Genomic DNA, 10,202 nt, shown 5'->3' on the forward strand with positions numbered 1-10,202 from the left:
CGGGCTTGCCAGCCGTACTCAGCTCAAGACACCCTGACCTGTCAGCCGCACTCGATCATGCCCGGCATCAAACGCCTGCAACGGCCCCTTCGGCACAATCGCCGTCGGGTTGATCGTGCGGTGGCTCCCATAGTAATGCCCCTTGATGTGTGCGAAATCCACCGTCTCGGCCACGCCCGGCCACTGATACATCTCCCTCAGCCAATTCGACAGGTTCGAATAATCGGCAATCCGCCGCAGATTGCATTTGAAGTGGCTGTAATACACCGCATCAAAACGAATCAGCGTGGTGAACAAGCGCACATCCGCCTCGGTCAGGTACTCGCCGGCCAAGTAGCGATGGTCGCCCAAGTGCTGCTCCAGATGGTCCAGTTCGGCAAACACATCATCAAACGCGCTTTCATAGGCTTTTTGTGAGGTGGCAAAGCCTGCGCGGTACACGCCATTGTTCACGGCCGGGTAGATCCGCTCGTTCAGCCCATCGATGGTCGGGCGCAGGGCCTCGGGGTAGAAGTCCAGGGTGTTGCCGGTCAGGCCGTTGAACGCGCTGTTGAACATGCGGATGATCTCTGCCGATTCATTGCTGACGATGCGGTTGAGCTGCTTGTCCCACAGCACCGGCACGGTGACGCGGCCGGTGTAGTCGGCGGTGTCGGCGGTATAGCGCTGGTGCATGAATTCGAAACCATCGAGCTTATCGCCGGTGGAGCCGTGGGCCTTGTCGAAGGTCCAGCCGTTTTCCAGCATCAGCCAGCTGACCACGGACACGTCGATCATGCTTTCCAGGCCCTTGAGCTTGCGCAGGATCAGGGTGCGATGGGCCCAGGGGCAGGCCAGGGACACATAGAGGTGATAACGACCGGCCTCGGCCTTGAAGCCGCCTTCGCCGCTGGGCCCCGGCTGGCCATCGGCGGTCACCCAGTGGCGGCGCTGGGCCTGTTCGCGCTGGAAAGCGCCATCTGCGCTACTTTCGTACCACTGGTCTTTCCAGTGTCCTTCGATCAGCAAACCCATGACTGGCTCCTTGGCTAATAAGCGTTGGAGCCCAGTCTAAAGGGATGAGTTCGAACTAAAAGCGCAAAGACCGGGCGGGAATGATCGATTAAATCGATTTGTCCCGTGCATCCCAGTATTGTCGGGCCAATGCGAACGCTTGTTCCCGTGGGTGGCCGAGGCCGCGCAAGGCCAGGGCCATGGTGGCGATCAGCGCCAGTTGCGGGTAGCTGTCTTCTACGTCGCCGCGCCACACGGCCTTCAGGTGATCAGGCTCTAGGGTTGCCGGCTTGACGTGGCGCTGGTCGGAGAGGGCGGGCCATTCTTCATCCCAGCTTTCGCCACCGGTGGTGCCATAGAGGTGACTGATCGTGTCGGGGTTGATCTCGACTTCGCCGCCGTCGCCCTTGACCACGATCACATGGTCGCCAAGCAGGCCGCTGGCATCGCGGTGCACGCCCTGGTAACCGGGGTGGAAAATGCTTTGCAGGCCGCAGCGCGCATTCAGCGGGTTGAGCAGGCGCGCCAGGGAGTGGATCGGCGAGCGCAGGCCCAGGGTGTTGCGCAGGTCGATCATGCGTTGCAGTTGCGGCGCCCAGTCGCCCAGCGGGATAAACGCCAGGTTGCCTTGTTCAAACGCCGTCCCGACCTGCTGCCAATTGCGGCACAGCGGGATATGCAGGGTTTCGAGCAATTGTTCGGTGTACAGCCGGCCCGCCGTGTGTGCGCCGCCGCCGTGCATGAGAATGCGCACGCCATGTTGCGCCAGGCACTTGGCGGCCAGCAGGAACCACGGCAGGTGGCGCTTCTTGCCGGCGTAGGTCGGCCAGTCGACGTCCACATTCAGTGCGGGGGCGTCCAGGCGTTCACGCACGGCTTGGGTAAAACCGGCGAGTTCTTCCGGGCTTTCTTCCTTGTGGCGCAGCAGCATCAGGAACGCGCCGAGCTGGGTGTCTTCGACTTGTTCGTCGAGCAGCATGCCCATGGCGTCGCGGGCCTCTTCGCGGGTGAGGTTGCGCGCGCCGCGCTTGCCTTTGCCCAGGATGCGCACGAACTGCGCAAACGGATGCTCGGCAGGGGTTTCAAGGGTCAGTGGGGCAAAGTCGGTCATAAGCAATTCGTCGGCCGGGGCAGGCCCGCCAGCTTGGCGGCGAGTTTGGCGGGAGTGCCGTTGAACAGTGTGTTGAGGTGCAGGCTGTTGCCCTTTTGCGGGCCGAGCTTCAAGGCGGTGTACTTGATCAGCGGGCGCGTGGCGGGGGACAGCTGGAACTCGGCATAGAACTGGCGCAGCAGCTCGAGGATCTGCCAATGGTCCGGGGTCAGCTCCAGGGCTTCGGCGGCGGCCAGGGCCTCGGCCACCTCAGGGGACCATTCGTTCAGGTCGACGAGGTAACCGTCCTTGTCCAGTTCGAGGGTGCGCGGGCCTACGGTCAGGGTGTTCATAGCCAGGTGTTGACCTTGCGGTAGTCGAGCGACAGCTGCACGAAACCCGGGTAGTCCACGCTGTCGGCCCAGTCCGGCAGCGGCAGATTGCGCGCCTGCATGTCTTCCGCCAGCACGAACACCTTCACGCCCTTGGTGCGCAGGGCCGGGTCGTGCAGCCCGTAGGCGCCATCGCCGCAGAGCAGGATCGCATCCTCGGCGCCACAGATACGCAGGCAACTGGCGAGGCGGCTATCGGTAAAAGGAGAGTGAGATACCACATGTAAAGTCGACATCAGAGGGTTATCACCTGGTCGTAACGGTCAATCAGCCTGGAGATCGCTTCGCTGTCCAGCGACTGGGCATTGGCCGGCTGCGTCAGCCCGCGCTCACCCAGGCTGTGGCGGCAGGCGAACACCTCATCGATGCCGAACAGGCCCAAGGCCTGCAGATTGGCGCTGAGGTCTTTTTGCTGCACGGCCTTGGCGTCCTGGTGCGGCGCCAGTTGGAACACGCCGTCATCCATGAACAGCACGCCGATCGGCAGATCAAACGCGCCCCCGGCCAGCACGATATCCAGCGCTTCGCGCGCGCTCGGCCCGGACCAGGGCGCCTGGCGGCTGATCACTAACAAGGATTTGGACATGTCACGGCCCTCCAAAACAGATCAGGCGGTCGGCGGCCTGGGTGGCGTCGTGCAATTGCCCCAGGCCCGACAATGCCCAGGGCGCATCCAGGTTGGCCGCGCTGCGTTGATAGCGCGTGGCTTCCTCGGCATTCAGCACGCCACGACGCAAGGCGGCAGCGATGCACACCACGCCGTCGAGTTGATGCGCATTGACCAACTCGCGCCATTGGCGGGCAATGTCCTGCTCATCCTGGGGTGCAACGATGTTATTGGAGGCGCCGTAGACGCCGTCCTGATAGAAAAACAGCCGCACAATCTCATGCCCGCCGGCCAACGCTGCCTGTGCAAACAGCAGGGCGCGGCGCGAGGAGGGCGCGTGGGCGGCGGAAAACACTGCAATCGCAAACTTCATGGAACACTCTGCAAGCAAACGTGGGGCAATGATAAAGCCGCTGCCACGAAAAAGCCCGCCATGATCAAAACGGTCACCCTCGATGATCGTTCTGACGATTGCCGGTAGGCGCCAGGCTGCCTAGTCTGTGGGAATTCGAAACCCAAATGGAGTCTCCATGTCAGGTCCCTTGGCGTCCCTCAAAGTACTGGATTTTTCCACCTTGCTGCCCGGCCCGTTTGCTTCCTTGATGCTGGCGGACATGGGCGCCGAGGTACTGCGCATCGAATCTCCCACGCGCACGGACCTGCTGCGGGTGCTGCCGCCCCATGACCGGGGGACTTCGGCCAGCCATGCCTACCTCAATCGCAACAAACGCAGCCTGGCGCTGGATTTGAAACAGCCCGAAGGGCTGGAGATCGTGCGCGAACTGGTCAAGGACTACGACATTGTCCTCGAACAATTCCGCCCCGGCGTGATGGAGCGCCTGGGCCTGGGCTATGAGGCGCTGAAGGCGATCAACCCGCGGCTGATTTATGTGTCGATCACCGGTTACGGCCAGACCGGGCCCTATAAGGACCGCGCCGGGCATGACATCAACTACCTGGCGCTGGCCGGGGTCGCCAGCTACACCGGGCGCCGGGACAGCGGGCCACTGCCCTTGGGCGTGCAGTTGGCGGACGTGGGCGGCGGTTCGCTGCATGCGGTAGTGGGGCTGCTGGCGGCCGTTATCGCCCGGCAGCAGAGCGGGGTCGGCCAATACCTGGATGTGAGCATGACCGATTGCTCGTTCAGCCTGAATGCCATGGCCGGCGCGGGTTACCTGGCGTGTGGTGTAGAGCCTGAGCGGGAGAGCCATGTGCTCAATGGCGGAAGTTTCTACGATTACTACCGCTCGCGAGATGGGCGCTGGATGTCGGTCGGCAGCCTGGAACCGGCTTTCATGCAGCAGTTGTGTGAAGCGTTGGGCCGGCCGGAGTTGGCCGCGCAGGGCTTGAAGCCTGAGCAGCAGCCGGCGCTTAGGCAGGCCTTGCAGGTGGAGTTCGAGAAGCGCAGTTTCGAGCAGTTGTGCGAGCTGTTTGCCGGGGCGGATGCCTGCGTGGAGCCGGTGCTGACGCTCAGCGAAGCCGTGGCCCATCCGCAGTTGAAGGCGCGGGCGCTGGTCAGCCAGGTGCCCAGGGGCGATGGCTCGAGCCAGGCGCAGATAGCCTGCCCGTTGAAGTTTTCGGAAGGGTTGCCAGCGCCCCGGCACATTGGCGTCGCCGTGGGCGCGCACAGTGATGAAGTGTTGGCGGAGCTGGGCTTGAGCCCGCAGCGCATCAGCGAGCTGCGCAGCTCCAAGGTGATTATGTAGTGGCTGGGTGGAGGCTTGCTCTCGATGAGGCCTTTATTCCACCCTGGTTTCGCCGGTAAACACCAAGGTCTGCCGACACCGCCGGCACAGATACCGCCGCCCCTGAGCCACCATGCCATGGCGTTGCGATGAAAACGGGAAGTCGCTGTCGGCACACGGGCACCGGTAGATATAACGGGTCACCTGGCGACGCTTCACGGCATAGGTGTGGCAGCGGTCCGGCGGCAGTTCGTAGACCCCACGCATGATCAGTTGCCATTCCTCGCCATGGGGCTGGATGCGCTCGCCAAACAATTGGTGGGCAATCAGGTGCGCCACCTCATGGGCCACGGTCTGTTTCAGGAAGTGTTGGCTGTTTTCTCGGTACAACTGTGGGTTGAAGCGCAGCAGGTTCTCGTGCAAATGTGCGACACCGGCCTTCTGACCCCGCAGCTTGAGGCTGACCTGGGGGCGTTTGAAGCTTCGTTTGAAAAAGGATTCGGCTTGCAGGAAACAATCTTCGACGCGGGTATTGAGTTGCTCGGGCATGCTGTACATATCTCCAGAGACGTCCAGTATGCCGCAAAACCGAGTGTTTCCGAATCTGTCAGGCGCCGAATGGTCATCCATCACGCACAAAGCCACCTTGCGATGGCCTTGCCTTTGCCATTGAACGGGTCAGTTCGTGTAGATCGGCCCCACGCCCAGGCCCCAGACGATCACGGTAAACGCCATGATCGCCACCAGCACCACCAGCCCTACGGCCAGTATCGAACTGGAAAACAGGAAGCCTTCATCCGGGTCGATGCTCATGAAGGTCGGTACGCCGACATACAGCAGGTACACCGTGTAGCAGATCGCCGCAGTGCCCACCACCATGCCCAGCCACATATGCGGGTAGAGCGCCGCCAGCCCGCCGATGAACAGAGGTGTCGCGGTATAGGTGGCAAACGCCACGCACCGCGCCATGCTGGGGTTGGCGTCGTAGGTGCGGGCCATCCAGTGAATGAACGCGCCCATCACTGCCACGCCGCCGAGCATGGCCGCGTAGGACATGAGGGTCATCCACAGCGCACTTTCCTGGGTCAACATGACCGGGGAGCGGTTGCCGATGACCCAGCCGACCTGGGTGGTACCGATAAAAGCCGATACGGCGGGGATCGCCGCGAGAATCAGGGTGTGAGTGAGGTACATGTGGCCGATGCTTTCTTCTTTATCGCCACGAATTTCCCGCCATTCCTGGTCGGGATGGGTAAACAGCCCCACGACGTGATGGATCATGCCAGTCACTCCTGTCGTTATTACCATCGCCCCCCATCGGAGCGCCCACGGGCCAGATGGCCACAAAGGTCTGGATATATGTGTGCGACCTCAAGTCGCAGTATAGGAAGGGATGACCGGAATAACCGTAGGGCCTTTAGAGCAAATTGCGCTGTAAACAGGGGGCCTAATCGCGGCGGGGTCTTTTACTGTTAGCCCTTTAGCTGTTTTTTTTGCGTAAAATACCCGGCTTTTCGTCACACACCTCCAGCGGATCCAAGCGCCATGGGCACTCTTACGGTCAACCAGAACAAACTGCAAAAACGCCTGCGCCGCCTGGCCGGTGAGGCAGTCGCCGATTTCAACATGATCGAGGACGGCGACAAGGTCATGGTCTGCCTCTCCGGCGGCAAAGACAGCTACACCATGCTCGACGTGCTGCTGCACCTGCAAAAGGTCGCACCGATCAAGTTCGACATCGTTGCGGTCAATATGGACCAGAAACAACCGGGCTTCCCCGAGCACGTGCTGCCGGCCTACCTCAAGGCGCTGGGCGTCGAGTACCACATCGTTGAAAAAGACACCTATTCGGTGGTCAAGGAACTGATCCCTGAAGGCAAGACCACCTGCTCGCTATGCTCGCGCCTGCGCCGTGGCACGCTCTACACCTTTGCCGATGAGATCGGGGCGACCAAGATGGCCCTGGGTCATCACCGCGACGATATCGTCGAGACCTTCTTCCTCAATATGTTCTTCAATGGCTCGCTCAAGGCCATGCCGCCCAAGCTGCGTGCCGATGACGGGCGCAACGTGGTGATCCGCCCGCTGGCGTATTGCAACGAGAAGGACATCCAGGCCTATTCCGACTTCAAGCAATTCCCGATCATCCCGTGCAACCTGTGCGGCTCCCAGGAAAACCTGCAGCGCCAGGTGGTCAAGGACATGCTGGTGGATTGGGAGCGCAAGACCCCGGGGCGTACCGAAAGTATTTTCCGCAGCCTGCAGAACGTGCAGCCGTCGCAATTGGCCGACCGCAACCTGTTCGACTTCACCAGCCTGAAAATCGATGAGACTGCCGCGTCGCGTTTCGTCAATGTTGTGAACCTCTGAGCTCATTCAACGCTCTGACACACGGCGCTCGCGGGCGCCGTTTTCAATTCCATTGCCAGCATTCAACAGCAGGAGAGGGCATGCGCGATTACAAGTGGCTGCACGAATATTGTCTGAACCGCTTCGGTTCAGCGGCCGAGCTGGACGCCCACCTGCCGGTGCCCAAGACCCCGGCGCAGTTACGCAAGATCAGTGATGATCGCTACCTGTCGACCTTGGCGCTGCGCGTGTTTCGCGCCGGCTTGAAACACAGCGTGGTGGATGCCAAGTGGCCGGCCTTCGAGCAGGTGTTCTTCGGCTTCGACCCGGAAAAAGTCGTGCTGATGGGTGCCGAGCACCTGGAGCGGCTGATGCAGGACACGCGCATCATTCGTCACCTGGGCAAGCTCAAGAGTGTGCCGCGCAATGCGCAGATGATCCTGGACATCGAGCAGGAAAAAGGCAGCTTCGGCGCATTTATCGCCGACTGGCCGGTGACCGACATCGTCGGGTTATGGAAATACCTGAGCAAGCACGGTCATCAGCTGGGCGGGCTGTCGGCCCCGCGCTTTTTGCGGATGGTGGGCAAGGATACCTTTGTGCCGAGCGATGACGTGGTCGCGGCATTGAATGCGCAGAAGATTGTCGACAAGGCACCCACCAGCCTGCGCGACCTGGCCACGGTGCAGGCTGCGTTCAACCAGTGGCATGCCGAGAGCGGGCGGCCGATGTGCCAGCTGTCGATGATGCTGGCCTATACGGTGAATCACTGACCGGCTTCTAGGGTGTGGCCAACCGGCGGTTCAACTGGTGCCGCCAGCGCACATACAGCAGCGCCGTGCAAAACACCGCCAGGCTGGCCAGCATCTCCAGCACCCCGAACCACTGCCGGTTCGGGTCATACGCCGCCAGCGCGCCCTTGATGAAATACAGGTTCACCGCAAAGCACATCCATGAATGCCCGCGCGTGCTGCCGAGGATCATCCCCGGCGCCAGCACCAGCAGCGGCACCAGTTCGATCAGCAGGATCACCCACGGGCGTGCGCCGTGCAGGTCGGCGACGAACAGGTAGTAGCCGCACAACAAACCCACCAGGGCGAAAAACGCCAGCAGGCTTAACACGCGTGCCGCCTTGACCCGTGGCTCCAGCCACGCTTGCGGCGGCAGAACCTTAGGCTTCCTGGCCACGGCCGTTCTCCAGCAACGTGGCGGTCTTGGCCAGGCGCAGGCCCAGGGCCCGGCACAGGGTGATTTCATGCGGGTCGAGCAGGCGCTTGCCATCCGGCCCGGCGTGGTGGCTGGCGCCATACGGCGTGCCGCCGCCCTGGGTGTCGAGCAGTGCCTGTTCGCTGTAGGGCAGGCCAGTGATCAGCATGCCGTGGTGCAGCAGCGGCAACAGCATCGACATCAGCGTGGTTTCCTGGCCGCCATGCAGGCTGGCGGTGGAGGTGAACACCCCGGCCGGCTTGCCGACCAGCGCACCGGTGAGCCACAGGTTGCTGGTGCCATCGAGGAAGTACTTGAGCGGCGCGGCCATGTTGCCGAAGCGCGTCGGGCTGCCCAGGGCCAGGCCCGAGCAGTTTTTCAAGTCATCGAGGCTGGCGTACAGCGCGCCTTCGTCCGGGATGCTCGGCGCCACGGCTTCGCATTCGGTGGAGATCGCCGGTACGGTGCGCAGCCGCGCTTCCATGCCGCCTTGCTCGATGCCCCGGGCAATCTGCCGGGCCATTTCGCTCACCGAGCCATTGCGGCTGTAATACAACACCAGCACATACGGCGCAGTCACGGCAGGATCTCCAGCACGTTCTCTGGCGGACGGCCAATGATGGCTTTATCGGCGGTTTCCAGGATCGGGCGTTCCATCAGCTTGGGGTGTTCGGCGATCGCGGCGATCAACTGCGCTTCGCTGAGGCTGGCGTCGGCCAGGTTGAGGGCCTTGTATTCGTCTTCGCCGGTGCGCAGCAGTTGGCGGGCGCTGATGCCCAGCTTGGCCAGCAGTGTCTTCAATTGCGCGGCATTCAGCGGGGTTTCCAGGTAACGCACCACGGTGGGGGCGAGGCCTCGGGCTTCCAGCAGTTCGAGCGCACCGCGGGATTTCGAGCAGCGCGGGTTGTGATAAAGCGTCAGATCGGTCATGTGCGGGTCGCATCTTGCGTAAGGTGGCGGGTATTCTACCTGCGCGGCGTCCTGTCCTTAAACCGTAAGAGGCGATAGGTCGCAGCCAACGTTCATTTTTGCGAAGGAATACCCCATGACAAGGCGACTGATCGGTGCATTGGCGATCATCACAACCCTGCTGCTCAGCGGCTGCGGCAATGACTACGGCGTTGACCAGTACGGCCGGAAGGTCGCGGCCGAGCGCCTGGACAAACAGTGGCTGGTGGTCAACTACTGGGCGGAATGGTGTGGCCCATGCCGTACGGAAATCCCTGAGCTCAACGCCCTGGCGGAACAGTTGAAGGGGCAGGGCGTGGGGGTGTTCGGGGTTAACTTCGACAACGTGCAGGGTGCAGAGCTGAAGGAAGCCAGCGACAAGCTGGGGATCAAGTTCACCGTGCTGGCACAGAACCCGGATGGGATCTTCGAGATTCCGCGCAGCGAAGCGTTGCCGGTGACCTATATCATCGATGACAAGGGCAAGGTGCGCGAGCAGTTGATGGGTGAGCAGACGGCGGAAGGGGTGTTGGCCAAGCTCAAGGCCTTGCGCGGCTAGAGTATTGTCCTCGATCAAATGTGGGAGGGGGCTTGCCCCCGATAGCAGTGTGTCAGTCAATACATCAGTGACTGTTACACCGTCATCGGGGTGTAGAACCGTAGACATCGTTTACATCTGAAACCGGGGACATCGTTTACACATTTGAGGCCTGGACGCGGGTCATACCTCGTCCAAGCCTCCCCAAGGGATAATCACACAGGTACAAATCCCAAGCATCATCTTCAGCTTCTTTGAGCCCTATCCTTTCCCCGGACAGCGCCTCGCTGATAAATACCAACTTGCCGTTCCACTTGATCGATCCGTCCTGCCTGACGCTTCGAACTTTCATTTCTGCCGGATATTCCACATCGGGCAAGCACCCTGGATAAAT

The 10,202-nt window shown here is 61.7% G+C and carries 15 protein-coding genes and 1 pseudogene; 4 read left to right on the forward strand and 12 right to left on the reverse strand.

The window, feature by feature from the left end; genetic code table 11:
* Nucleotides 1-18: 18 nt before the first annotated feature.
* The 6 genes from B9N88_RS23285 to tusD form a co-directional block, all read right to left on the reverse strand.
* Nucleotides 19-1,014: a glutathione S-transferase family protein gene (locus tag B9N88_RS23285; RefSeq protein WP_027606348.1), complete on the reverse strand. Its 996-nt coding sequence runs from the start codon at nucleotides 1,012-1,014 to the stop codon at nucleotides 19-21.
* A gap of 88 nt (nucleotides 1,015-1,102) precedes the next feature.
* Nucleotides 1,103-2,104: a glycosyl transferase family protein gene (locus B9N88_RS23290; RefSeq protein WP_027606349.1), complete on the reverse strand. Its 1,002-nt coding sequence runs from the start codon at nucleotides 2,102-2,104 to the stop codon at nucleotides 1,103-1,105.
* Nucleotides 2,101-2,436, reverse strand: coding sequence for a TusE/DsrC/DsvC family sulfur relay protein (locus tag B9N88_RS23295; protein WP_027606350.1), 336 nt, complete (start codon nucleotides 2,434-2,436; stop codon nucleotides 2,101-2,103). Before B9N88_RS23295 ends, B9N88_RS23290 begins: the two co-directional genes overlap by 4 nt.
* Nucleotides 2,433-2,711 (reverse strand): sulfurtransferase complex subunit TusB, encoded by a 279-nt coding sequence (gene tusB / locus B9N88_RS23300; RefSeq protein WP_027606351.1) that lies wholly within the window; start codon nucleotides 2,709-2,711, stop codon nucleotides 2,433-2,435. The genes B9N88_RS23295 and tusB overlap by 4 nt, the downstream gene beginning before the upstream one ends.
* Nucleotides 2,711-3,061, reverse strand: a complete 351-nt coding sequence (gene tusC, locus B9N88_RS23305) for a sulfurtransferase complex subunit TusC (RefSeq protein ID WP_027606352.1) — start codon at nucleotides 3,059-3,061, stop codon at nucleotides 2,711-2,713. Before tusC ends, tusB begins: the two co-directional genes overlap by 1 nt.
* Nucleotide 3,062: 1 nt before the next feature.
* Nucleotides 3,063-3,455 carry a sulfurtransferase complex subunit TusD gene (gene tusD / locus B9N88_RS23310; RefSeq protein ID WP_027606353.1) on the reverse strand — a complete coding sequence of 131 codons (393 nt, stop codon included), beginning with the start codon at nucleotides 3,453-3,455 and terminating at the stop codon, nucleotides 3,063-3,065.
* 157 nt (nucleotides 3,456-3,612) lie between these two features.
* Between tusD and B9N88_RS23315 the strand changes: the two genes are divergently transcribed.
* Nucleotides 3,613-4,788, forward strand: a complete 1,176-nt coding sequence (locus B9N88_RS23315) for a CaiB/BaiF CoA transferase family protein (RefSeq protein ID WP_027606354.1) — start codon at nucleotides 3,613-3,615, stop codon at nucleotides 4,786-4,788.
* A gap of 33 nt (nucleotides 4,789-4,821) precedes the next feature.
* On the opposite strand, the gene B9N88_RS23320 is transcribed toward B9N88_RS23315, so the two are convergent.
* Complete coding sequence (locus B9N88_RS23320; RefSeq protein ID WP_027606355.1) at nucleotides 4,822-5,316, reverse strand: SprT family zinc-dependent metalloprotease; 495 nt, start codon at nucleotides 5,314-5,316, stop codon at nucleotides 4,822-4,824.
* Between the two features lie 129 nt (nucleotides 5,317-5,445).
* Nucleotides 5,446-6,048, reverse strand: a complete 603-nt coding sequence (locus B9N88_RS23325) for a Yip1 family protein (protein WP_027606356.1) — start codon at nucleotides 6,046-6,048, stop codon at nucleotides 5,446-5,448.
* 264 nt (nucleotides 6,049-6,312) lie between these two features.
* Here B9N88_RS23325 and ttcA point away from each other — a divergent pair, with 264 nt between their 5' ends.
* Together ttcA and B9N88_RS23335 are read left to right on the forward strand one after the other, a co-directional pair.
* Nucleotides 6,313-7,137, forward strand: a complete 825-nt coding sequence (gene ttcA, locus B9N88_RS23330) for a tRNA 2-thiocytidine(32) synthetase TtcA (protein WP_027606357.1) — start codon at nucleotides 6,313-6,315, stop codon at nucleotides 7,135-7,137.
* Nucleotides 7,138-7,217: 80 nt separating this feature from the next.
* Complete coding sequence (locus B9N88_RS23335) at nucleotides 7,218-7,889, forward strand: DNA-3-methyladenine glycosylase I (protein WP_027606358.1); 672 nt, start codon at nucleotides 7,218-7,220, stop codon at nucleotides 7,887-7,889.
* Between the two features lie 7 nt (nucleotides 7,890-7,896).
* Here the strand turns inward: B9N88_RS23335 and B9N88_RS23340 are convergent, their stop codons facing one another.
* Genes B9N88_RS23340 through arsC form a run of 3 tightly spaced genes read right to left on the reverse strand, consistent with a single transcriptional unit; the run spans nucleotide 7,897 to nucleotide 9,252 of the window.
* Nucleotides 7,897-8,304, reverse strand: coding sequence for a DUF2069 domain-containing protein (locus B9N88_RS23340; protein ID WP_027606359.1), 408 nt, complete (start codon nucleotides 8,302-8,304; stop codon nucleotides 7,897-7,899).
* Entirely contained in the window at nucleotides 8,288-8,902 is a 615-nt protein-coding gene (wrbA, locus tag B9N88_RS23345) for an NAD(P)H:quinone oxidoreductase (RefSeq protein ID WP_027606360.1), read from the reverse strand. The genes B9N88_RS23340 and wrbA overlap by 17 nt, the downstream gene beginning before the upstream one ends.
* A complete protein-coding gene (arsC, locus tag B9N88_RS23350) occupies nucleotides 8,899-9,252 on the reverse strand; it encodes an arsenate reductase (glutaredoxin) (RefSeq protein ID WP_027606361.1) in 354 nt (117 codons plus the stop codon). Before arsC ends, wrbA begins: the two co-directional genes overlap by 4 nt.
* Before the next feature lie 115 nt (nucleotides 9,253-9,367).
* Here arsC and B9N88_RS23355 point away from each other — a divergent pair, with 115 nt between their 5' ends.
* On the forward strand, nucleotides 9,368-9,829 hold the full coding sequence (locus B9N88_RS23355; RefSeq protein ID WP_027606362.1) for a TlpA disulfide reductase family protein: 462 nt from the start codon (nucleotides 9,368-9,370) through the stop codon (nucleotides 9,827-9,829).
* 136 nt (nucleotides 9,830-9,965) lie between these two features.
* Here the strand turns inward: B9N88_RS23355 and B9N88_RS32755 are convergent.
* A pseudogene (locus B9N88_RS32755) lies at nucleotides 9,966-10,202 on the reverse strand (IS481 family transposase); the annotation flags it as partial.

This window comes from Pseudomonas sp. LAMO17WK12:I1 (assembly GCF_900177315.1).
Lineage (GTDB): Bacteria > Pseudomonadota > Gammaproteobacteria > Pseudomonadales > Pseudomonadaceae > Aquipseudomonas > Aquipseudomonas marginalis.